The sequence below is a fragment of the Octadecabacter algicola genome, assembly GCF_021532625.1.
Taxonomy (GTDB): domain Bacteria; phylum Pseudomonadota; class Alphaproteobacteria; order Rhodobacterales; family Rhodobacteraceae; genus Octadecabacter; species Octadecabacter algicola.
The window spans coordinates 1,137,429-1,158,238 of the sequence record NZ_JAKGAR010000001.1; the positions used below are offsets into that span (position 1 = coordinate 1,137,429).

Consider the following 20,810-nt stretch of genomic DNA (forward strand, 5'->3'; position numbering starts at 1 on the left):
ACTGCAGCATAAATCAAAATATCGTAACTTAACGCCCTGATTAAAAATGATAATCACGGGAATTCTCGCAACCTATGCGAGAAAGTTAGATGAATTTTTCATGACAACTCGCCTCAGTCGCGGCCGACATAGGTCCCTGGAGCGGGTGAAATTGGCTGGTGAGTCGCACTTCCTGGCGCACGTGCCTCAACCTTCTTACCGGATTTCTTGGCCAACCACTTACCCCACATCGGCCACCATGATCCCTCATGGGCCGTTGCACCCGCCTGCCAGTCTTCCGGAGAAAGAGTTAGGTCTGCGTTCGTCCAGTGGCCATACTTCTTTTTGGACGGTGGGTTCACGATACCTGCAATGTGGCCAGACCCTGAAAGGACGAATGTTTTATCCTTAGAGCCAAACTTCTGCACACCACGGAACGACGATTTCCAAGCCGCGATATGATCACTTTCGCAGGCAATGGCGAACAATGGGACATCGACGTCACTGATTTTCGCCACACAACCTGCCACATCAAACCCATCTGTCGCGAATTTGTCGCCCTGACACAGCCCGCGCAGATATTCGACGGTCATCTTACCCGGTAGGTTCGTGCCATCACCGTTCCAATAGAGCAAATCAAAAGCGGGTGGTGCTTCGCCTAACATATAGCTGCGGATTGCGGGCTGATAGATAAGGTCGTTGGATCGCAAGAAACTGAATGTCCGGCTCATGTAGAAGCTATCCAAAATCCCTGTTTCAGAAATCTCGGCTTCGATGCCATCGACGAAATCGTCCTGCAAGAAAACCCCAACTTCGCCGCGATCAGAAAAGTCAGTTAGGGTTGTGAACAAGGTGGCCGAGTTCACATAATCAAGGCCACGCTGCTTCATTACCGAAAGCGTCAAAGACAGAGTCGTGCCGGCAATACAGTATCCAACCGCATTTACCTTCTTGGTTCCGCAAATCTCTCGGACAGTTTCAAACGCTGTTAGATATCCATCCTCGATGTAATCGGTCATTCCGATATCGCGGTAAGATGAATCCGGATTGATCCAAGACACCACGAACAACGTGAACCCTTGGTCAACGACCCATTTGATCAGCGAATTCTGCTCTTTTAGGTCGAGAATGTAGAACTTGTTAATCCAAGGCGGAAAAATGATGAGCGGCGTGCTGTGCACTTGTTCTGTGGTTGGCGTGTACTGGATGAGCTCGAACATATGGTTGCGGAAAACCACTTCGCCGGGCGTAGTTGCAAGGTTCTCCCCCACCGTAAACGCATCCTCATCGGCCAAGGACACAACGAGGTCGCCCCCATGGGCTTCCATATCCGCGATCATGTTCTCCAAGCCCCGCACAAGGCTTTCACCTTCGGTTTCGACAGCTTTTGCCAAAGCATCAGGGTTGGTCGCCAAGAAATTCGTCGGCGCGAGCATGTCAACGATCTGGCCGCTGAAGTATTCCAACCGCTTGCGTTCCTCATCGTCCAGACCGTCCATTTCAGCCACGGTCTTGGAGATTGCTTCGGAATTCAGCATGTATTGCTGCTTTAGAAAGTTGAAATAGGGGTGTGTTTCCCAAAGTTCGTTTTTGAAACGGCGATCTGTCTTGGTGTTATCTGCAGGCGCTTCGAGCTTACCGCCAGCGAGGGCCTGTTGCGCGTCCACGAAGTGTTGCAACGTTTTGCCCCAGTACCCCACCTGCTGTTCAATGATCTTTGACGGGTTGCGGAACAAGTCATTCAAATATGACGACGTCGCTTTTGCATAAAGCTCCGGTGCTGGTCCCTGCAAATCCTGCGGCACTTTGCGGGCATGCGACATCGTTTTGACTAAACGTTTGGTCAGCTCTTGAATTCGTTCAAGATTTGCCTCCAACTTAGGTAGAGCGGCGTCTTGTCCAACGTTTTCGCCCGTTGGTTCGTCATTCGTCGAGTCTTTGACCGTCATAATCTTAGTTGCCCCAAACGTTTATTCGTGCATTATGCACCTGCAGCATTTTCAATCCCCACCTCCAAGTTTTTGGGGTTGGGCGAAAGTGACCAAATCGTCGCGCTTCGAGGCTTGGGTTATTCAGACCCATCAAAAGTCAGGTAGCGGCACAAGCTTCGGGACGCGAACACATGAAGTATATGGCAACATATGACGTTATGGAAACTATTCGGAACACTAATGAATGGTTAGGTGCTTCCGCACGCGCCATGGCATCGTATCCCGCCGTCGCAATGTGGCCCGGTCCCGGAATGGAAATGTTGCGCGCATGGGGTGAAGTCACCGAGCGTAGTTTTGCACGAATGGTCACAAAACCTGACTGGGGTATCGACAGCGTTCCCGCAGAAGATGGCAAAGATCACGTTATTCTTGTGCGCAAGGTTGTCGAAAAGCCATTTGGCGATCTCATCCATTTCTGCGCGGTTGGCCGTCAGGAACGCAAACGCAAGGTCTTGTTGGTTGCGCCAATGTCCGGCCACTATGCAACGCTGCTTCGCAAAACGGTTTTGTCCTTGCTCCCAGATTGCGAAGTTTACACAACCGATTGGCACAACGCCCGTGATATCCCCGTCTCTAAAGGCAAATTCGACGTAGAAGATTACACTCTCTACCTTTCTGAATTCATGAAAGAAATGGGCCCAGACACGCATGTTATTGCGGTATGTCAGCCGGTTCCTTTGACCCTTGCGGCGACGGCCTATTTGGCCGAGCAAGACCCAGAGGCGCAACCCCGTTCACTGACGCTGATCGGTGGTCCGGTCGACCCCGAAGCGAACCACACCGAAGTCACCGACTTTGGCCGTTCAGTTACGATGGGTCAGCTCGAAGAAACCATGATCCAGCGAGTTGGCTTTAAGTACCCAGGCGTGGGCCGCATGGTTTATCCGGGTCTATTGCAATTGGCATCGTTCATTTCAATGAACGGCGAAATGCACAGCAAAGCCTTCCAAAACCAAATCATGGCCGTTGCAAAGGGCGAAGGCTCTGAGCACGACAAACACAATGCGTTCTACGACGAATACCTTGCCGTCATGGATATGACTGCGGAATTCTACCTCTCTACGGTTGAACGGATCTTCAAGAACCGCGAGATCGCGACGAACTCCTTTACGGTAGAGGGCCACAAAGTCGATTTCGCCAAGATAACCACAGTTGCGGTTAAGATCGTTGAAGGTGAAAATGATGACATTTCCGCGCCGGGCCAATGTTTGGCCGCGCTAGACCTTCTGACCGGCTTGCCGGACAGCAAGAAAGCGTCTCACCTTGAGCCGGGTGCAGGTCATTACGGGATTTTCGCAGGCCGAAGCTGGCGCAACAATATCCGCCCGCTGGTCTTGGACTTCATTGACGCCAATTCTGAAGCCCCCGCGAAGCCCGCGAAAGCTGTCAAAAAACCCGCCAATAAGAACGCTATCAATAAAGCGAGCTAACCCATGTCAAAGGACGTCCCCTTTAACTGTTCTTGCGGAGCAGTGAGTGGCATTTTGCGCGATATTCGTCCAAGGTCGGGTGGCCATTTGCGTTGCTATTGTGCCGATTGCAAACAAGCTGCCGTCTGGTCAGGAGATGTGACGCCGACTCCAGATGGCATACACTACTATCAGACCACACCAGACCGGATAGATTTCATTGCAGGGCTGGCGGACCTACGTGTGTTCAAATGGAAAGAGGGGCGCTTGCTGCGTTGGTATGCGCCCTGTTGTGGCTCTCCGATGTTCAACACCCTCGACAGTCCCCAATGGGCCTTTGCTAGCATCAATACCGAACGTTTTAACGACCCTGACGCACTTGGCCCTGCTATTGCTTATGCATTCAAGCCTATGCCCGACGGCAAATCAAAAACCAAAGGGTACGGACGTTTCATTATTGGATTCACCCGTCGTACAATATGGGCACGTATTTCAGGAGCTTGGCGCAATACGCCGTTCTTTGAGGCAACTGGTGAAACAATCACCCCCATCAAACAGCTAACCGAGCAAGACCGCTCAGGCGTACGACAGCCCAAGCCCGTTTAACGCAGAACCAGCGGTTGGCGCATCCAAGTAAACAGCGCCTCTGTGGTCCCTTCTGGGTCTTCTAGCATTGTCATATGCCCCACCCCTTCGAGCACGGCCAGTTTTGCATACGGGATAAGCTCGGCGAGAAACTCTTGGCGTTTCAACGGTACGATCTTGTCGTCACGCCCCGCGAGAACCAGCGTCGGCTGGGTAATGCGCCGCAAGGTCGACTGTTGATCACGGCGCCGTTGCATGGCCCTTTCCTGACGGGCATACACATCAGGGCCCAGCGACAACGCCATTTCCTGCAGTTCTGCCATGGCATGGCCCCGTAGCGGCCCCTGCCCGACATGGCTCGGCAATATATCCGTTTCCAATAGTTTTTCGAACCGTCCGGCTTTCGCGCCAATCATGCGAGGTTCGCGATCTGCAGCTTCTTGCGGGGTGTCTGACAACGGGTTCGCACCAATCAATGCCAACCGGATAACCCGTTCAGGAGCACGGCGCACCAATTCGAGGGCAATGACGCCGCCCAAACCGTGCCCACAAAGTGCAAATTTTGCCGGAAGCGAGGACAGCAGTCCTGACGCGATCTCTTCTATTCGATCCCCAACACAGACAGGCGCAATCGTGACGGGACGTTCATAGCTCATCACTGTCAATTGCGTCGCCCAAACGCGCGCGTCCGACATCATACCCGGTAATAAAATAAGGGGTTCGGCCATAGCTTCTTTCTGTCTATCCGGTTGCCTGTTTGGGATGATTGTTCATGCCAAGCGGCCAGACGCAACCCAAATCTACAGTTCACGCAACCAAGTGATGATGCGATCCGCCAAAGGAGCGGTTTGCCGCGGACTCATGACGTCACCGGCCATGACATGCCCGTCGGTGTCGTCGTCGGGGCCATGGACAAGAACGTCTTGTTTCGTCGGGCCCGCCCAGCGCGCCATTACGGCCCGCGTCTTTGCCGGACTGACGACACGATCGGCATCGCAGAATGCAAAATAAGCGGGTGTTGTGATAGTTTCGATGGGCTGGCGAAGCGCATCACGCACTGAATCGTCCATCGTGAACACAGCCTGCGTGTCATATTTGATCGTCCAGAATTGGGCGTGTGCATCTGAACGAGCGTCGAACGAGATGTTCTTTCCAACTACAAAACGACCCCATTTGCGAATTCCGGGCATCCGCAAAAGCATCCGTGCGAAAATATTGCGCATGCCGTAATTGGGCGAGAGATGAACAACCGCTTTCACTTTCGCGCCCTTTGCCAGCGCGCTCGTGAGCAAGGTACATCCGGTCGAACAGCCAATGACAACGACCTCATCCCCGATAGCTGCGCCGATCTCCAACGCCTCGGCAACGTCCGCGTGCCATTCATCGACCGTCGCGCGGCCCATCGCGGCCCCATCTTGCCCGTGTCCGGTCAGCCGCGTGTAAAACAAGTTCGCTCCAAAGGCGTTCGCAATCAGATCCGGAAGCGGGCGCACTTCGCCCAAACTGGCCGAAAACCCATGAACATAGACCACACTGACCTTCGTCTTCTTGGGTCTATCTGCCCAGATGATCTGTTTCTCGCAACCCGTTCGAATACCACCCACCGCGGTTTCGTTCTGGCTGAGATAAGCATCAAGACCGGTAAGCTCTGGCAGTTCAAACGACATCTAAGACCCTTTTCGCTTTGGGACGATAAAACCCCCAAAGCAAAACAACTGAAAGGGCCAATATCGCTGCAGGCACCAATGTGACAGCCCAACGCAATGCATTCAGGGCTGCCTCGGGTTGATCTGCAACGCCTTGTGTCGTTTCGACCCACCCGTAGGCGCCGACAATCAAGCCAAGGATAAGTGGGGCGATTGCATTGGCAGCCTTTTGACCAAAAAGCCAAATGGCGGAAAATGCACCCTCGATAGCTTCGCCTGTTTGATTGCTCGTGACATCCATAAGGTCTGGGTACATCGCCCAAGGGATTTGCTGATACGATCCGTTCGTCATCCCAGCCAGCACGAACATCCCAGCCACGGCCGTAACGTTCACGGAAGGAAGCACCAAAAACAGGCCGTAAAGCAGCGTAATATATAGGCAAAGCCCAAGGACCAAAGCGCCTACTTTTCCAAGCTTGGCTGACGCAAAGACCCAACCAGCTTGGCTGAGAATCGACCCCACCGTAAAGGCCGCAAACATAAGGCTGAGCACACTCAACGCCTTAGCCGCACCCGACAAAAGCGTGTCACCTGTGTCTGTCACCAAATAGATGGCCGCAAATGGCAAGCCCGCAGTGATCAACGCGATAGCCAATGTCATAACCCCATAAAGGACTGCAAGGATCACAAATGCGCGGTTGGACGCAACCAACGACAGCATACGGATCGGACTAACACTGGACGGTTTGGAAACCCGAGGAGCGCGGCGCGTCGCAAATACTGACAGCCAAATCGCACCGATAATCAAAGGGCTCACTTTCAATGCGGCAACCGAATACCCTTCGTTGGCGGCAATGCCAGGGATAAGCGCGCCACCGATCAAGATACCAACTGAGGCAAACCCCATTCGCCACGCCGTCATTGCCGATCGTTCGGTCGGGTCTTTCGTGACCTCGCCTGCCATCGCACCATAAGGAATAGATACCATCGTGAATCCCAAGGTTGCCAACACGAAGAACCCTAAAACCCAAGGGAGGGACGCGACCCCAGTCAGACCGTCCGGAACCGAAAACAGCCCCACCATTCCGACCGACATCACCACTGCGCCTACAACCATCCAAGGTGCACGCCTGCCCCAGCGACTGTGCGTGCGGTCACTAAGATAGCCGATCAACGGGTCGGTAATCATGTCAAATATCAACACGCCTGTCGTCGCTAAACCGGCTATTTCTACAGGGACACCCAAAACGGACGTCAAATAAGCAAATACCAAAAGCTGTTTGACCACGACGAAAACGACAACGCCCATGTCTGCCAGACCCCAGCCCGCCTTTTGCCCGAGTGATAATGCCATGTGCTGTCCCCTCCCAAGGATTGTTGGGGGACATTAGGCCGATGACTCGATCAATCCATAGCGAAACGTAAGGTCACATCCTCGATGGCTTGGGTGATCAGTGGCAAACAGTCTGGCGCGGAAAACGAATGATCCGCACCGTCCACAAGCGTGAGCCGCATATCAGGGCTGTCCGCGTGATCCAAAAGCTGGATCGCCGTCGCTGTCGTAACCGATGTATCGGCTGTGCCTTGTAAGAACCTAACGGCAAACGGCAGCGACAATGGAGTGCGTAGAACCAACCTGTCACGGCCTTCGTCGATCAGGCGTTTAGTGATGATATAAGGGTCACCGTAGTCTGACGGCAGCGCGACCTTACCCTCGTGGGCCAATTCTGCCTTTTGCTCCGGTGTGAAATTTGCCCAGAAACCGTCTTCTGTAAAATCAGGCGCAGCAGCGATCCCGACCAGCCCCGCCACTCGTTCGGGATGCGCACGCGCAATTTGCAATGAAATCCAGCCACCCATGCTGGAACCTACCAAAACCAACGGACCATCGATCAGCTCGATCGCTTCACAGGCATCCTCAAACCAATCACCGATGCAACCATCCTCAAAGGCTTCGCTGCTTTCTCCGTGGCCCGAATAGTCGAATCGCAGAAACGCGCGGCCCTGATTCTTTGCCCAATCTTCGAGAAAAACAGCCTTTGTGCCGGCCATATCCGACTTGAAACCACCCAAGAACACCACGGCTGGGCCCTGTCCTTCAGTCAGATTATAGGCAATCTTGCGCCCCTTGGTGGTGGTGAATGTATCAGTCATTTCAAAGCTCTACTTATTATCACGGCGATCCTAACGCAGACTTAGCACGAGGTAAATCACGTTACCCTATTGTCACGTGATTAAACACTCACATATAAGAGCCCCATGGAAAACATCTTCAAAGCCCTCTCCGATCCAACCCGCCGCGAATTGCTTGATGCACTTCGCCGTCGCGATGGTCAGACTCTCACTGAGCTCGAAGCCTCTTTGTCGATGTCGCGGTTCGGGGTGATGAAACACCTCAAGCTGCTGGAGGATGCGAACCTCATCGTCACGCGCAAATCCGGTCGGTTCAAGCATCATTACCTCAACGCGCTGCCCCTGCAGGATGTCATGGACCGCTGGGTCGCGCCCTTTCTGCAACCCCAAGCCAAGGCCCTAAGCGATCTGAAAACCAAACTTGAAAAGGACACTTCGATGTCAAAACCCGATTTTATGATGCAAACCTTTATACGCTGCACCCAAGACGCCCTTTGGGATGCCCTAACCCAAGCCGATGACATGGCGCGTTACCACTTCGCTTGTAACACCGTGCAAGGCAACGCCACTGTGGGCGAGGAAACGACCTTTATCCTGCCGCATGGCGAAGCGATGTTGCGACAGGTCACAACCGCCCTCGATCCTAAATCCAAAATCGCGATGACATTTGAACCGCTGTTCATGGGTCCCGACGCCCCGCCCAGCCACATGGTGTATTTGATCGAACCGCAGGGCGACACCTGCAAGCTGACAATCGAACACTACGATATGGCACCGGGCCAAGAAGGCTTTGCCGAAGGTTGGGCGCGTTTGGCGGCCTCCCTCAAATCATTTCTTGAAACCGGTGAACCGCTTAAGGCGGCAATGTAAGGACCTAAACTCATGGAAAACTTCCCAACCGAACTTGGCATATTGACCTGCCTTATGATCCTTGCGGCGTCGCTGTGGATTCCGTTTATTGTCGGCTCAAACAATGACGAAGGCGCAGTCGACGGGTTCACCCGCCCTCATGACGTCACAAAGATGAAACCGTGGGTGCACCGCGCGTTTCGGGCACACCTCAACCTGTTGGAACAGGCGTTCCCCTTTGCGATCCTCGTGCTGATCATCGACCGTTTGGATGGCTTCACCGCCCTGACCTACTGGACGGCCATCGCATTTTTCTGGCTGCGCATCGCCCATGCTGTCGGCATGATCACAGGTCTTGCGAAGCTGCCGTTGCGACCAATCATCTTTGTGCTTGGGTATGTCTGCGTCCTAATCATGGCTTATTCGGTGTTCGCTGCAGCGTAAGAAGCTCTGATGTCCTGATGGCAGCCCGTCAGGACATCACTACATCCCACTCAAACGTCCGCTGTGCGGACGAAGCCGACCTTGGCCGAGTTTGCGCTGATAACCGCTTGATCCTATAATGAACGGCAAGTCTTATAGGGTTGCATGCCATGATCATTCCAAAACTGAAGCGGATAAAAGTCTCATCAGAACTGGAGCTTCGGAACTGGCTCGCTAAGAATTCCGAGCAACAGCAGGAAGTGATGATTGTCACCTGCAATAAAAAGTCCCATGACAAACACATCAGCGGCGATCAGGTACGGGATGCTCTTAGTGAAAAGGGCTGGGCTGCTGGTCAAAGTTATACTCTCGACGGAAACCTTGTCGGATACGTCGTCAGCCACACCTGATTCAGCTAGGCGTCCATGGGCCACTCATGTCCTGCATGTATCGAGGACATTGGTTCAGCCCGCAGCATCGGTTTGGCAGGGGTCAAACCTGCCGTTCTCTGCATGTGCAATCTTCTTCTAGCTATCAATACTACATGCCAAAACGCGGCTCACTTCCGTCAAGCTGCGACCGGACTGGTCGACCCACGTATTGAACGCGCCTTGGACCGCTGACATTGCTTTCAGGGATGTCGGGGCTTTGTCGATTACACCTTCGGCGACCAGCCGAGCGACCACATCACGCGACAACAAGAAGCTGTCGGCACCAAGGCGGCGCAGCGCATAAGCGCCCACGGATCCGCCCAAACGCGATCCATTCTTCTTTAGCCAAATCATCAAACCCGCAAAGTCATCCTTGGGCCAGTCGGCGATAAAGGCGCCAAAGTCGCCTGCCTCTTGGATCATCACAGCATTTTCCTGAATGGCGCGGATTTTCGGGGCGCTGCGGATCACCCGCGTGTCGGTGATCAATTCGTCGAACCAGTCAGGCGACATGAACGCAATCCGCCCAACGTCAAACCCGTGAAAGGCTTCCAAAATGCCCGGCCACTTGTTTTGCACGACAGTCCACGCCAAGCCGGTTTGGAATATTCCTTCCGCGAAAGCGGCCAGCCATTGTTCACCCGGAATAGCGGCGATTGCATCACGAGATTTGGGCAGGCTCATGCCTTCCCACACAACGGCTTCGCCCCCTTTACGATCAGCGGAAATGGCGAGGATCTCGTCGAAGTGTCGCATTGGATTGTCTCCTGATTTGCGGCGAGATTGCCACGCGCTTGGCCGCGAAACAAACAGGTCTTGACCCAGACCGCAAAAGTCCCCATTTCAAGCGCGAACACATAACCCGCAACCGGGCGCTTTGTAGGCGCCAAACTGACGAGGAGCCCATAGCATGGCCCAGATCTCCCTTACATTTCCTGACGGCAATTCACGTGACTACGACGCAGGCGTAACCCCTGCTGAGGTTGCTGCATCTATTGCATCGTCCCTCGCGAAAAAGGCAATCTCTGCGACTGTAAACGGTCAGCACTGGGATATGCAGTGGCCGATCGATGCCGATGCATCCATTGCCATCAACACTATGAAGGACCAAGAACCTGCGCTGGAATTGATCCGTCACGACCTCGCGCACATCATGGCGCGCGCGGTGCAGGAACTTTGGCCTGATACTCAGGTGACCATTGGACCCGTTATCAAAGACGGCTGGTATTACGACTTTGATCGTAAGGAACCCTTCACACCAGAAGACCTCGCGGTGATCGAAAAGAAAATGAAAGAGATCATCAACAAACGCGACGCCGTCCGCACCGAAGTGTGGGACCGCGATGTTGCAATCCAGCATTATAAAGACAAGGGCGAACCCTATAAGGTCGAACTGATCGACGCCATTCCAGGCGACGAGCCATTGCGCATGTATTGGCACGGCGATTGGCAGGACCTGTGCCGCGGTCCTCACTTGCAAAACACGGGCCAAGTTCCGGGCGATTCATGGAAACTGATGTCCATCGCTGGCGCCTACTGGCGTGGCGATAGCGACCGCGCGATGTTGCAACGGATCTACGGTGTGGCATTCCAGAATAAAGAACAGCTCAAGGCCCACATGAACATGTTGGAGGAAGCGGCCAAACGCGACCACCGCAAGCTGGGTAAAGAAATGGGCTTGTTCCACATGCAAGAAGAAGCCCCCGGTCAGGTGTTCTGGCATCCGAACGGCTGGAAGGTTTATACAACCCTGCAAGATTACATGCGACGCAAACAAGAGGCTGGCGACTATGTAGAGGTGAACACTCCACAGGTTGTGGATCGTAAGCTTTGGGAAGCGTCCGGCCACTGGGACAAGTACCAAGAGAACATGTTTATCGTCGAAGTGGACGAAGATCACGCACGTGAGAAAGCGGTCAACGCGCTTAAGCCAATGAACTGCCCGTGCCACGTGCAGGTGTTTAACCAAGGTTTGAAATCTTACCGCGACCTGCCTTTGCGCATGGCCGAGTTTGGATCATGCGCACGTTACGAGCCATCTGGTGCCTTGCACGGTATCATGCGTGTACGTGGCTTTACGCAAGACGATGGCCACATCTTCTGTTCTGAAGATCAGATCACGGACGAAACCAAAACCTTCATCGACTTCCTGTCCACGGTCTACTCTGACCTTGGCTTTGACAACTGGAGCATCAAACTGTCCACCCGCCCTGAAAAGCGGATTGGTTCGGATGAGGTCTGGGACCGGATGGAAGAAGCCTTGGGAGATGCCTGTAAGGCCGCTGGCCACGACTTCGAAATCCTTGAAGGCGAAGGCGCGTTCTATGGTCCGAAGTTGGAATTCACTTTGACCGATGCAATTGGTCGAGAGTGGCAGTGCGGTACTTTGCAGGTTGATAGCAACCTGCCTGAACGGTTGGATGCGAACTATATCGGCAAGGATGGCGAAAAGCACCGCCCTGTTATGTTGCACCGTGCGACGCTCGGGTCCTTCGAGCGATTCATCGGTATCTTGATCGAAGAGCACGCAGGAAAGCTACCGTTCTGGCTTGCACCGCGTCAGGTTGTTGTGGCGTCCATCATCTCGGACGCGGATGATTATGTGCAAGAAGTCGTCGCTGCCTTGAGAGCCGTTGGCGTGCGGGCCGAGGCCGACATCCGCAACGAGAAGATCAACTATAAGGTCCGTGAACACAGCTTGGGCAAGGTTCCGGTGATTCTGGCATGCGGTGCACGCGAGGTTGAAGAGCGTACAGTCTCAGTTCGCCGCCTTGGTGAGAAGCAAACATCTGTAACATCTATGGATGCGATCCTTGAAGACCTGCAAAAATCGGCCACACCACCCGATCTTTTGTAACATTCTGCACCGCAGCAGTGTTACAGGCCCGATCGTCTTTGACGGTCGGGCCTTATTTTTATGGAAATCCGAACCGCTACGTTCTGACATCAGATAACGCACACGCGATACACGCGCCCGTGAATGGCTTGTTAAGCCAGCTCCAGCATAAAGTTAGGAAGTCGCCAATCACGGCGCATATCTGCAACTGAACAACAGGAATTATCCCATGTCCAAGACAACAACTACACTCGCACTCGCAGCTTCCGTAGCAACAGCAATCGCTGGCCTGTCCACAGCAGCTCACGCTCAGGAAAACGAAAAGTGCTTCGGTATTTCCCTTGCTGGTGAAAACGACTGTGCAGCTGGCCCAGGCACAACATGCGCCGGTACATCCACTGTTGATTACCAAGGCAACGCTTGGACATTCGTTCCAGCGGGCACATGTGAAACAACAACAATCGAAGCTATGGGCGACTCCCCAGAGCGCATGGGTTCATTGACTGAGCTGGACCGCGACATCCCAGCATAAGCTGATCCAGATCGTTTCATGACTTTGGCGCCCATCCGCATTAGGGTGGGCGCCATACCTTAAAGGAGCCTGACCATGCTTGATGCCACGCGACACCCCTCCCTGCCCAATCGCCCAGGTGTCGGCTACAAGGCCCAGCACTTTAATGACATCATGAAAGACGCAGGCCCCGTCGGCTGGCTCGAAATTCATGCTGAAAACTATATGGGCATGGGTGGCCGTCCACTCGCGCAATTGCGCCACCTCTCCGAACAATTTCCGTTTTCCGTCCACGGTGTAGGTCTAAGCATTGGCGGCGAAGGCCGCTTGGATGCCGACCACCTTGCACGTTTGAAAACCCTGTGTGACTGGCTGAACCCTGCCAGTTTTTCCGAACACCTTGCGTGGTCGACCCACGAAAGCGCGTTTCTGAACGACCTTCTGCCCCTGCCCTACACGGCGGCAACCGTCACCCGCGTTGCCGATCACATTGACGAAGTGCAATCTGTGCTTGGACGCCAGATGCTTCTTGAAAACCCGTCCAGCTACCTCGCCTTCGCCGAAAGCGACATGTCCGAAACAGATTTCCTTTCTGAAATCGTGACGCGAACGGGCTGTGGGCTGTTGTTGGATGTGAACAACGTTTTCGTGTCCGCCGTGAACCTTGGCTATTCCCCGCAAGGCTACATCGACGACTACCCCCTTAATGCTGTTAAGGAAATTCACCTTGGCGGCCACGATGAGGATGAAGATGAAACAGGTGCGCCCATGCTTATCGACAGCCACGGCGCTGAAGTCGTCGATCCTGTTTGGGCACTGCTTGACTACACCTTGGCCAAATCCGGCCCCAAGCCATTGTTGATCGAATGGGACACCGATGTCCCTGAATGGTCTGTTCTGGTCGAAGAAACCAAACGCGCTGACGCCGCCCTTTCGGTGCTCGCATGATCACGACGCAGACGGAATTTCGGACGGCCCTTCTGGACCCTGCTAGCCCACCGCCAGAAGGTGTGCGAAACCCTGACGGTGTACAGGCCATCAAACGGTTTGACGTATACCGCAACAATGTCGCGGTGAGCCTGACAGACGCATTGGGGGCTGCCTTTCCCGTCGTTGCCAAGCTCGTCGGCGATGACTTTTTTCGCGCAATGGCAGGGGTTTATCTGCGGGCACACCCACCGACTTCACCTGTGATGATGTTTTACGGCGAAGAGATGCCGGAATTCCTTGCGGGGTTCGGCCCAGCACAATCCGTGCCCTATTTGCCAGATGTGGCCCGTCTTGAGCTGGCCTTGCGCCACAGCTATCACGCCAGCGATGCGACCCCGATTGCAGCGGATGCATTGGCCCAAATCGCCCCTGACAGCCTGCCGCAGGTGACTTTCGCCTTTGCGCCTTCTGTTTACCTGATCCCGTCGCGTTACCCGCTACAGTCCATTTGGGCGGCCAATACATCGGGCGGCGATATCGCAAAAGTCGCGCAACCAGCACTGGTAACGCGCCCCGAATTTGACCCAATGGTCGATGCGTTGACGCAAGAACAAGCCGCCGTCACCCAAGCCCTGATCGGCGGACAACCGTTGGGCCAAGCCCTCCAAAGTGGCGACGCTGGCTTTGATCTTGGCCCGCTTCTCGGCCTTCTTTTATCCCGCAATGCACTGATTTCCCTCAAGACCTGAAAGACCAATACCATGTTCGCAACTTATGACCGCATCACCCAATCCCTAAACGCCTCTGCAGCGGCGATCCTACCTACTTTGGCCCGTTTCGTCTTTGCTGCGACGTTGTTGTTCTATTTCTGGAACTCCGCGAACACTAAATGGGATGGTACGCCGTTTTCACCCGGCGTCGGCGGCTACGCGCAGATCTTCCCAAAGGCGATGGAGGCCGTTGGCTATGACATCAGCCAAATGTCGACCTTCCATTGGGCGGTCGTTGTTGCAGGTACCTTGGCAGAATACATCTTGCCCCTGCTGATCGTGATCGGGTTGTTCACCCGCTTTGCGGCACTCGGCATGATTGGCTTTGTAGTCGTTCAATCCCTTACCGACCTGTACGGCCACGGCGGGATTGCGCATACCGAAACGCTGGGCAAATGGTTTGACGGGCTGCCAACCGGCGCGATCTTGGACCAACGTGCGTTCTGGATGGTTGTTCTGGTGACGCTGGTGCTAAAAGGTGGCGGCCCATTGTCCGTGGACCGCCTGCTCAGCAAAAACCGTTAAAAGTGCGCGACGTCTTCATCCGGCTTGCCGGCGGCTATCGCTAGGATGCCGCCCAAGCCGGCGAACCCGATCGGGAACATCGTCGCCACATTAAAACCAAAGGCGGCATAGAACAGCCCTGCACCAATCAGCAGGGCGATCCCGCCCCACAGCGCGCGCGCCTTGGCCATCGCACCACCCGCGATGCAGGCCAGCGGCGCGGCAAAACTTGCGAATTGAACAAATCCGGGGCGTTCAAACATGCCTAATTGGCTTGCTTCGGGCACCTCATTGGTCAGGCTGACCCAGCCGTAGCCGAACAAGCCGACGAAGATGCCCATGATCCCTGCAATGATGCCTAAGATGGCTGCTGCGTTACGCATTATTCTACTCCTATTTCGGCCTTGGTAGCAGGTGTCCAACCTTGATACCATGCGCCATCAACCTCGATCATAGGACGTTTCATCAAGGTCGGGTGGGCCGCCAAAAGCGCGGCTGGATCGCGGGCACGGTCTTCTTCACTTAATCCCCGCCACGTTGTGGATCGGGTGTTAAGAACCCCTGCCCCAAACGCATTGATCATTGCTGCTTGATCTGCAGCACTTACGCCATCGGCACGAACGTCGATGACTTCGACCTCGCGGTCAGCAAGCTGCTTGAGTGCCTTGCGACACGTATCACATGTTTTTAAGCCAAAGAACCGCAAGACTGCCTCCGTTTTAATCATTTTTCGTATCATCCCCTGATTTCTCAGGATTGTCATTTGCCTTTTTCATTCAAGTCTTAACGGTAGCGCAAGGGCTCGCCGTGCGGCGCCCTAAAGACAATATTAAGGAGAAGAAAATGGCCAAAGGCACAGTAAAATGGTTCAACACAACCAAAGGCTTTGGATTTATCGCACCTGAGACAGGCGGTGCAGATGTGTTTGTACACATCTCTGCTGTAGAGCAGTCCGGACTAACAGGTTTGGCGGATGATATGCCTATCGAATATGACCTGATTGAAGGTCGTGACGGGCGTCAGATGGCAGGCAACTTGCAAGCAGGCTAAGCCTTCTTCGCTTCCTGATCTATCAGTTTTCTGAATAAATCTCGTACCTGCTGGGGCGTCAGCGGGTACAATGGGTTGTGCTGTGTTGTTTGATTTTTCATGCAATACATATGACAACCTCCTCGTTACAATATCAGGGGAGAATGGATTTCCCATTCCCCGCACCTGATACATTTCAAATCAGTGGAAGAACCACCGCTTCTTAACAGGCGCAGGCGGATCGTTCTTTACAAGTCCGTCGGCAGTGTCGGACAGGCGGTCCAAAAGATCCGTACGGATTTTAGGAAAAGTATGTGTTGGTTTCGAACTCGTTAATGTCGTTTTCACTTTAGCCCCCATAGGTTTTTGGTGATGCAACCTTTCTACAGGGCGAAACGACTGACCAAAGCGGGAACAATAAATATCCATTCCCCAAAGCACGTAGCGTCACATGTATTGACTCTCCGATTCGGAAAACGGTTTTCTTTTGTTTTCAGTGACTTATAAAAAACGTCGGAAAAGTGCCAATTACCGCAAAAAACGAAACAAATTGAATAATTTTCGCTTATTGCTTCCCAAAAACGGCTGAATAGTTAACAAATTTGGCCGCGAGCAGGCAGGTGCCGCCTCATTTTTGCGCGAATCGACGTGGCATCGTGCAATTCGTTAACGAATTTCAGCGATCTGTGCGCACTAGAGCCATTCTGCTTTCGTGGCTTCGCCCCACCCCACCGTAAACTTGGTTCCGTCCGTTATGACTGGCCGCGCCATGACGGCTGGAGTATCGGCCAGCTGGGCCTCGGCTTCGCTTTCTTTCATCCAAGCGTTTAAGTTGCGAAAGGCTTGGGATTTCCGATCCACCAGATTGTCACCGAACTCAGCTATCAGGGCTGCCCACTCTTCTTCTGAAAGTGGCTCTGCCCGCACATCACGGAAGGTGACCTTGATCCCCTCGTCCTCAAACGCCTTAAGCGCTTTCTTACAGTCGGTGCACGTTGGTAGGCCGTAAAGGATCATGAGGTTTGGCTTTCTGTTGTTTGAGGGACTGTGCCCAAAATTCATCTGAAAAACCACCACCCTATCGGCTAGCGACGCCCCTGACCCGCCATCGGGAGGCAGCAACTCTATGCGCTTTCCGAGCCCGTGTTACGATTTTTCGCATCTTTGGCCAATCTAGCAAGTCGCTGGTTCGGCTGCGCAGAGCGAGTTTCAAAATTAAGAGTCACTTTTCCCGTGTCACGGGACCGAGCGGTGATTTTATCAAAGTGCTTCCTGTCATATTTTTTTTCCGTTTGAGGCGTCGATTTATTTGCTTCGCCAGACTCCGTTTCTTCATCGCTCATAATATTTCTCCAATAATCCAAAATAACATTTGGCAAAAAACCAGTATCGCCGCGAATAAGAAAAGAGACTGAAGCGCTGTCAGCTTTCCCTCGTTTAATTTGTAGTGGTCGAACCTCATTAGTGAGACCATAGCTTTACTTTCAAGCTCATCAACTTCCTCGTCTACGAAAACGTACTTTTCCAAGAAGTCCTTCGTTGAGTTGGAAAAAACCCATCCTCCCTTAGGGATAAGTATCATTATGCAAAGCACAACAGCAACGACGGCGAAGCCGATGGCAATCCAACCGATTAGCAAAGAATCACTCTGTTCAGCGTTGTTAGTGGCCACTCGACCTATTGAAAAGAAATCTCGCGCAAAGAATGATAATACAAGGCCATTGAGTGTGAGCAGGTATGATGTTCTAATTCGCAAATTATGAAGCGTACTACTTTGATCGCGTAGAGCATTTTCCACATCGGCCAATGCATAATTTACCAGTTGAAGTTTCGCTTCACTCACCTCCACAAGCTCCCATAGTCTCACGCTGCTCGCTTTTTCTCATCCCTGTAGCCTCCCGCGCATCTTCACTCATCTTTAAGTATTGACCAAAAGCAGTCAATCTACTTAAGGGGTGGTTTCACCCTCTTCTACCCCCGCAAAAACTCCCGAACCACGCACTTCGGCCCCTCTTCCCGCAGCACCCGTTCATTCACAAGTCGCCAGTCGTTCAGATCGACCTCGGGGAAGTAAGTGTCCGCGTCCTTGACCGTCATCTCGACGTCCGAAATCAGAAGCCGGTCTGCAATCATCAGCATCTCGGAATAAATCCCAGCGCCGCCGATGCCGTAGATGCGGGCGTAGCCTTGATCGGACGCGTATTGCACGGCCTCCGCGACCGAAGACACAACGGTCTCCGCAGCGCCCGGTTGGGACGACACCACCACATTCAGGCGCTTGGGTAGCGGTTTGAACGGTAGGCTGTCCCACGTGTTACGTCCCATGATGAGCGCACCGCCCAAAGTTTCACGCTGAAAGGATTTCAGGTCCTCGGGGATGTCCCAAGGGATCGTCCCGTCTCGGCCAATGGCACCGTTTTCATCGCGGGCGACAATCAATGTAATCATAATCTAAACCGCCACTGGTGCGCGAATTGCAGGATCAGGGTCGTAGCCAATGATATCGAAATCCTCATAGCGGAAATCGAAGATCGAGGTCACGTCGCGATTGATCTTGATCTCAGGCAACGCTTTGGGGGTACGGGACAGCTGCAATTGCACTTGCTCCATGTGGTTGGAATAGATGTGGGCATCCCCCAAGGTGTGCACGAAATCGCCAGGCTCATAGCCTGTCACATGGGCCAGCATCACCTGCAAAAGCGCATAAGAAGCGATGTTAAACGGTACACCCAAGAACATGTCGGCTGAACGTTGGTACAATTGCAGGTGCAGTTTGTTGTTAATGATACGGACCTGCCACATCGTATGACATGGCGGCAAAGCCATGCGCGGCACATCACCAGGGTTCCATGCCGAAACGATAAGACGGCGGCTGTCTGGCGACGTTTTGATCATCTCTACGAGATTGGAAATCTGGTCGATCTCGCGACCTTTAAACAACGGTTCACCGTCGAGTCGCTGATCTGTCGGTTCAAGCGCGGGAAAAGAGCGCCACTGATGGCCGTACACTGGGCCAAGGTCTCCATTTTCATCGGCCCATTCATCCCAGATCGAAACGCCGTTTTCTTTCAGGTATTTGATGTTCGTATCACCAGACAAGAACCACAGAAGTTCATGTATAATGGAGCGCAGGTGCAGTTTCTTCGTTGTGACCAACGGAAATCCGTCCGCGAGACGATAGCGCGATTGCAGCCCAAAATAAGACAGCGTCCCCGTCCCAGTCCGATCCGAGGACTCTTCGCCGTTCTCCAGAATCGTGTTCAATGCTTCGTGGTATTGCCGCACTTTAGTCCTCGTTTCTTATGTTTTCACCCGGCCATCATGCCGAGGATTAGATCGATACGCCATCCGATTATCGCCCCCTTTGGGCAGCAAAAATGCTGCCTGACAGAACGCGCAGCCCGCCAACGGGAGGGAAAGTCATATGAAAGTGGTTGTCCCCTGTTTTGAAACAAATCGCAGGCAGTGATTCTGCCCTGAAGCACCTCACATACTATATCTACGCAATATTGTGGCGAAAACCGCCACATGCGGTGGAGTTTCTCGTCAACCACGCGTTGACTTGGGCGCGTCAATTTCGGACTATGCTCGATAAGAACGCAAACAGCGCAGCATTGATCCGGGGACGGCCGTTATGAGCAGAATTATTACCGCACTTTCGATAGCGGCCCTCTTGGCAGGGTGTGATGGGAAGAATCCGTTTCAAGATGACATCGTGGCAACGAACGAGGATACTGGCGAAACTGAACTGGTGGATGCCAATGATCCCAATACATCCGTAGACAACAAGTTTGCTTATGAACCCACTCGGAACTTGACCATGAATTCGGTCGATTACGATGACAACGACACCCCAAATGACCCGACCGATGATACGCTGGTTATCAACAACCTGCCTTTTGACGGACCCGATGGCGTCTACGATGATATAGCGGGTGCGAGCACAACCAATGCCGATGGTCAAACCACTAACATTTTCCAAAACACCGAAGAAACGATCAGCGGCGAAATGCAGTACTACGCCGTTATGGTCAGAAGCGACTACCTAGAAGCGACGTCCGCTGCTGGCCAGGACTGGGCCAATTTCGGATTTGCTGGCGCCAATGTTAATAGAGATGAATACGACACACCTGACGATTTTCAGGGGTCTTATACCTATGTCGGCGTCTACGCCGGCACGCGTACATATGACGAACGCGGTGGCATTGAGTTGATCCGCGGTGACGTGACGCTCTTTCTCGATGTTCCGGATATTGACCCTCTTGAGGGCCAGCAGGGTACAATCGTAGGCTATGTTGAAAACCGGACGCGGGACGCAAATGGCGATCAAATGGTCGGCGACTTGCCTGATATCTCGATTGAATCCGTGACCTTTGATACCGACACCGGCGTTTGGGCGGATGGCCAGGCCTCGACTTACTACGATGGTTCAGTCCGCGATAACGGAACTCATGACGGCTTGATCGCAGGACCGAACGCCGAAGAGATGGGTGGATATCTCATCATCGAAGGTGTGGCCGACATTCAAACTGTCCAATTCGAAGTTGTTGTCTGGGAAGACTTAGATGGCAATTTGAATGAAACAAATGGCTATGACGTTGCAGATGCCGACACTATCCAAGCGCAAGTCAACGCTGGGATTGACGTAGGTCTTTTGACAGTGACTGCGGCGGATTTGCCGATTGGTGCAAATATTCGCGGCACCTCAACAGAAAGCGTCGATATCGAAACTGAATACCAAGCGCGCGAAATCGGCGTTTATGTCACCGACCTGCAGCCCTAAC

25 protein-coding genes are annotated in these 20,810 nt (G+C 53.3%); 12 read left to right on the forward strand and 13 right to left on the reverse strand.

Going from position 1 to position 20,810, the window contains the following annotated elements; all coding sequences use genetic code 11:
- Positions 1–113: 113 nt before the first annotated feature.
- Positions 114–1,928, reverse strand: coding sequence for a class I poly(R)-hydroxyalkanoic acid synthase (gene phaC, locus L0666_RS05570; protein ID WP_235259322.1), 1,815 nt, complete (start codon positions 1,926–1,928; stop codon positions 114–116).
- A 173-nt stretch (positions 1,929–2,101) separates the two neighbouring features.
- On the opposite strand from phaC, the gene phaZ reads away from it, so the two are divergent.
- Together phaZ and L0666_RS05580 are read left to right on the forward strand one after the other, a co-directional pair.
- Entirely contained in the window at positions 2,102–3,400 is a 1,299-nt protein-coding gene (gene phaZ, locus L0666_RS05575) for a polyhydroxyalkanoate depolymerase (protein ID WP_235259323.1), read from the forward strand.
- A 3-nt stretch (positions 3,401–3,403) separates the two neighbouring features.
- On the forward strand, positions 3,404–3,985 hold the full coding sequence (locus L0666_RS05580) for a DUF6151 family protein (RefSeq protein ID WP_235259324.1): 582 nt from the start codon (positions 3,404–3,406) through the stop codon (positions 3,983–3,985).
- Here the strand turns inward: L0666_RS05580 and L0666_RS05585 are convergent.
- The 4 genes from L0666_RS05585 to L0666_RS05600 all read right to left on the reverse strand — a co-directional run bounded on the left by L0666_RS05585 (position 3,982) and on the right by L0666_RS05600 (position 7,764).
- Entirely contained in the window at positions 3,982–4,692 is a 711-nt protein-coding gene (locus tag L0666_RS05585; protein WP_235259325.1) for an alpha/beta fold hydrolase, read from the reverse strand. The two genes, L0666_RS05580 and L0666_RS05585, sit on opposite strands and share 4 nt — an antisense overlap.
- 72 nt (positions 4,693–4,764) lie before the next feature.
- Entirely contained in the window at positions 4,765–5,631 is an 867-nt protein-coding gene (locus L0666_RS05590; RefSeq protein ID WP_235259326.1) for an alpha/beta hydrolase, read from the reverse strand.
- Positions 5,621–6,964 carry an MFS transporter gene (locus tag L0666_RS05595; RefSeq protein ID WP_235259327.1) on the reverse strand — a complete coding sequence of 448 codons (1,344 nt, stop codon included), beginning with the start codon at positions 6,962–6,964 and terminating at the stop codon, positions 5,621–5,623. The genes L0666_RS05590 and L0666_RS05595 overlap by 11 nt, the downstream gene beginning before the upstream one ends.
- 50 nt (positions 6,965–7,014) lie before the next feature.
- Positions 7,015–7,764, reverse strand: a complete 750-nt coding sequence (locus L0666_RS05600) for an alpha/beta fold hydrolase (protein ID WP_235259328.1) — start codon at positions 7,762–7,764, stop codon at positions 7,015–7,017.
- A 105-nt stretch (positions 7,765–7,869) separates the two neighbouring features.
- Between L0666_RS05600 and L0666_RS05605 the strand changes: the two genes are divergently transcribed.
- The 3 genes from L0666_RS05605 (at position 7,870) to L0666_RS05615 (ending at position 9,425) form a co-directional block, all read left to right on the forward strand.
- Positions 7,870–8,613, forward strand: a complete 744-nt coding sequence (locus L0666_RS05605) for an ArsR/SmtB family transcription factor (RefSeq protein WP_235259329.1) — start codon at positions 7,870–7,872, stop codon at positions 8,611–8,613.
- A 12-nt stretch (positions 8,614–8,625) separates the two neighbouring features.
- Positions 8,626–9,036: an MAPEG family protein gene (locus L0666_RS05610; protein WP_235259330.1), complete on the forward strand. Its 411-nt coding sequence runs from the start codon at positions 8,626–8,628 to the stop codon at positions 9,034–9,036.
- A gap of 149 nt (positions 9,037–9,185) precedes the next feature.
- Positions 9,186–9,425 (forward strand): hypothetical protein, encoded by a 240-nt coding sequence (locus L0666_RS05615; RefSeq protein WP_235259331.1) that lies wholly within the window; start codon positions 9,186–9,188, stop codon positions 9,423–9,425.
- 117 nt (positions 9,426–9,542) lie between these two features.
- Here L0666_RS05615 and L0666_RS05620 read toward each other — a convergent pair whose 3' ends face one another.
- Positions 9,543–10,202, reverse strand: a complete 660-nt coding sequence (locus L0666_RS05620; protein ID WP_235259332.1) for a DNA-3-methyladenine glycosylase I — start codon at positions 10,200–10,202, stop codon at positions 9,543–9,545.
- 154 nt (positions 10,203–10,356) lie between these two features.
- On the opposite strand from L0666_RS05620, the gene thrS reads away from it, so the two are divergent.
- The 5 genes from thrS to L0666_RS05645 all read left to right on the forward strand — a co-directional run bounded on the left by thrS (position 10,357) and on the right by L0666_RS05645 (position 15,018).
- Positions 10,357–12,303, forward strand: coding sequence for a threonine--tRNA ligase (gene thrS / locus L0666_RS05625; protein WP_235259333.1), 1,947 nt, complete (start codon positions 10,357–10,359; stop codon positions 12,301–12,303).
- A 208-nt stretch (positions 12,304–12,511) separates the two neighbouring features.
- Entirely contained in the window at positions 12,512–12,814 is a 303-nt protein-coding gene (locus L0666_RS05630) for a BufA1 family periplasmic bufferin-type metallophore (protein ID WP_235259334.1), read from the forward strand.
- Positions 12,815–12,889: 75 nt separating this feature from the next.
- The gene (gene bufB, locus L0666_RS05635) at positions 12,890–13,741 is read left to right on the forward strand and encodes an MNIO family bufferin maturase (protein WP_235259335.1); all 852 of its coding nucleotides are present in this window, start codon (positions 12,890–12,892) and stop codon (positions 13,739–13,741) included.
- On the forward strand, positions 13,738–14,472 hold the full coding sequence (locus L0666_RS05640; protein WP_235259336.1) for an HvfC/BufC N-terminal domain-containing protein: 735 nt from the start codon (positions 13,738–13,740) through the stop codon (positions 14,470–14,472). Before bufB ends, L0666_RS05640 begins: the two co-directional genes overlap by 4 nt.
- A gap of 12 nt (positions 14,473–14,484) precedes the next feature.
- On the forward strand, positions 14,485–15,018 hold the full coding sequence (locus L0666_RS05645) for a DoxX family protein (protein ID WP_235259337.1): 534 nt from the start codon (positions 14,485–14,487) through the stop codon (positions 15,016–15,018).
- On the opposite strand, the gene L0666_RS05650 is transcribed toward L0666_RS05645, so the two are convergent.
- Both L0666_RS05650 and L0666_RS05655 read right to left on the reverse strand, forming a co-directional pair.
- Positions 15,015–15,380 carry a hypothetical protein gene (locus tag L0666_RS05650; RefSeq protein WP_235259338.1) on the reverse strand — a complete coding sequence of 122 codons (366 nt, stop codon included), beginning with the start codon at positions 15,378–15,380 and terminating at the stop codon, positions 15,015–15,017. The genes L0666_RS05645 and L0666_RS05650 overlap by 4 nt on opposite strands.
- Entirely contained in the window at positions 15,380–15,724 is a 345-nt protein-coding gene (locus L0666_RS05655) for an arsenate reductase family protein (protein ID WP_235259339.1), read from the reverse strand. The genes L0666_RS05650 and L0666_RS05655 overlap by 1 nt, the downstream gene beginning before the upstream one ends.
- A gap of 116 nt (positions 15,725–15,840) precedes the next feature.
- Here L0666_RS05655 and L0666_RS05660 point away from each other — a divergent pair, with 116 nt between their 5' ends.
- A complete protein-coding gene (locus tag L0666_RS05660) occupies positions 15,841–16,047 on the forward strand; it encodes a cold-shock protein (protein WP_235259340.1) in 207 nt (68 codons plus the stop codon).
- 672 nt (positions 16,048–16,719) lie between these two features.
- Here the strand turns inward: L0666_RS05660 and L0666_RS05665 are convergent.
- From L0666_RS05665 to L0666_RS05685, 5 genes are all read right to left on the reverse strand, one after another.
- Positions 16,720–17,043 carry an arsenate reductase family protein gene (locus L0666_RS05665; protein ID WP_235259341.1) on the reverse strand — a complete coding sequence of 108 codons (324 nt, stop codon included), beginning with the start codon at positions 17,041–17,043 and terminating at the stop codon, positions 16,720–16,722.
- A gap of 107 nt (positions 17,044–17,150) precedes the next feature.
- Positions 17,151–17,369, reverse strand: coding sequence for a hypothetical protein (locus tag L0666_RS05670; protein ID WP_235259342.1), 219 nt, complete (start codon positions 17,367–17,369; stop codon positions 17,151–17,153).
- Entirely contained in the window at positions 17,366–17,869 is a 504-nt protein-coding gene (locus tag L0666_RS05675; RefSeq protein ID WP_235259343.1) for a hypothetical protein, read from the reverse strand. Before L0666_RS05675 ends, L0666_RS05670 begins: the two co-directional genes overlap by 4 nt.
- Before the next feature lie 128 nt (positions 17,870–17,997).
- Positions 17,998–18,474, reverse strand: coding sequence for a dihydrofolate reductase (locus tag L0666_RS05680; RefSeq protein WP_235259344.1), 477 nt, complete (start codon positions 18,472–18,474; stop codon positions 17,998–18,000).
- A 3-nt stretch (positions 18,475–18,477) separates the two neighbouring features.
- Entirely contained in the window at positions 18,478–19,311 is an 834-nt protein-coding gene (locus tag L0666_RS05685) for a thymidylate synthase (RefSeq protein ID WP_235259345.1), read from the reverse strand.
- Positions 19,312–19,660: 349 nt separating this feature from the next.
- Between L0666_RS05685 and L0666_RS05690 the strand changes: the two genes are divergently transcribed.
- On the forward strand, positions 19,661–20,809 hold the full coding sequence (locus L0666_RS05690; protein WP_235259346.1) for a hypothetical protein: 1,149 nt from the start codon (positions 19,661–19,663) through the stop codon (positions 20,807–20,809).
- Position 20,810: the final 1 nt, after the last annotated feature.

What these genes read in the sequence shown, in the direction of transcription:
- phaC (WP_235259322.1), bottom strand. Translation starts at nt 1,928, where the DNA reads ATGACGGTCAAAGACTCGACGAATGACGAACCAACGGGCGAAAACGTT.
- phaZ (WP_235259323.1), top strand. Translation starts at nt 2,102, where the DNA reads ATGAAGTATATGGCAACATATGACGTTATGGAAACTATTCGGAACACT.
- L0666_RS05580 (WP_235259324.1), top strand. Translation starts at nt 3,404, where the DNA reads ATGTCAAAGGACGTCCCCTTTAACTGTTCTTGCGGAGCAGTGAGTGGC.
- L0666_RS05585 (WP_235259325.1), bottom strand. Translation starts at nt 4,692, where the DNA reads ATGGCCGAACCCCTTATTTTATTACCGGGTATGATGTCGGACGCGCGC.
- L0666_RS05590 (WP_235259326.1), bottom strand. Translation starts at nt 5,631, where the DNA reads ATGTCGTTTGAACTGCCAGAGCTTACCGGTCTTGATGCTTATCTCAGC.
- L0666_RS05595 (WP_235259327.1), bottom strand. Translation starts at nt 6,964, where the DNA reads ATGGCATTATCACTCGGGCAAAAGGCGGGCTGGGGTCTGGCAGACATG.
- L0666_RS05600 (WP_235259328.1), bottom strand. Translation starts at nt 7,764, where the DNA reads ATGACTGATACATTCACCACCACCAAGGGGCGCAAGATTGCCTATAAT.
- L0666_RS05605 (WP_235259329.1), top strand. Translation starts at nt 7,870, where the DNA reads ATGGAAAACATCTTCAAAGCCCTCTCCGATCCAACCCGCCGCGAATTG.
- L0666_RS05610 (WP_235259330.1), top strand. Translation starts at nt 8,626, where the DNA reads ATGGAAAACTTCCCAACCGAACTTGGCATATTGACCTGCCTTATGATC.
- L0666_RS05615 (WP_235259331.1), top strand. Translation starts at nt 9,186, where the DNA reads ATGATCATTCCAAAACTGAAGCGGATAAAAGTCTCATCAGAACTGGAG.
- L0666_RS05620 (WP_235259332.1), bottom strand. Translation starts at nt 10,202, where the DNA reads ATGCGACACTTCGACGAGATCCTCGCCATTTCCGCTGATCGTAAAGGG.
- thrS (WP_235259333.1), top strand. Translation starts at nt 10,357, where the DNA reads ATGGCCCAGATCTCCCTTACATTTCCTGACGGCAATTCACGTGACTAC.
- L0666_RS05630 (WP_235259334.1), top strand. Translation starts at nt 12,512, where the DNA reads ATGTCCAAGACAACAACTACACTCGCACTCGCAGCTTCCGTAGCAACA.
- bufB (WP_235259335.1), top strand. Translation starts at nt 12,890, where the DNA reads ATGCTTGATGCCACGCGACACCCCTCCCTGCCCAATCGCCCAGGTGTC.
- L0666_RS05640 (WP_235259336.1), top strand. Translation starts at nt 13,738, where the DNA reads ATGATCACGACGCAGACGGAATTTCGGACGGCCCTTCTGGACCCTGCT.
- L0666_RS05645 (WP_235259337.1), top strand. Translation starts at nt 14,485, where the DNA reads ATGTTCGCAACTTATGACCGCATCACCCAATCCCTAAACGCCTCTGCA.
- L0666_RS05650 (WP_235259338.1), bottom strand. Translation starts at nt 15,380, where the DNA reads ATGCGTAACGCAGCAGCCATCTTAGGCATCATTGCAGGGATCATGGGC.
- L0666_RS05655 (WP_235259339.1), bottom strand. Translation starts at nt 15,724, where the DNA reads ATGATTAAAACGGAGGCAGTCTTGCGGTTCTTTGGCTTAAAAACATGT.
- L0666_RS05660 (WP_235259340.1), top strand. Translation starts at nt 15,841, where the DNA reads ATGGCCAAAGGCACAGTAAAATGGTTCAACACAACCAAAGGCTTTGGA.
- L0666_RS05665 (WP_235259341.1), bottom strand. Translation starts at nt 17,043, where the DNA reads ATGATCCTTTACGGCCTACCAACGTGCACCGACTGTAAGAAAGCGCTT.
- L0666_RS05670 (WP_235259342.1), bottom strand. Translation starts at nt 17,369, where the DNA reads ATGAGCGATGAAGAAACGGAGTCTGGCGAAGCAAATAAATCGACGCCT.
- L0666_RS05680 (WP_235259344.1), bottom strand. Translation starts at nt 18,474, where the DNA reads ATGATTACATTGATTGTCGCCCGCGATGAAAACGGTGCCATTGGCCGA.
- L0666_RS05690 (WP_235259346.1), top strand. Translation starts at nt 19,661, where the DNA reads ATGAGCAGAATTATTACCGCACTTTCGATAGCGGCCCTCTTGGCAGGG.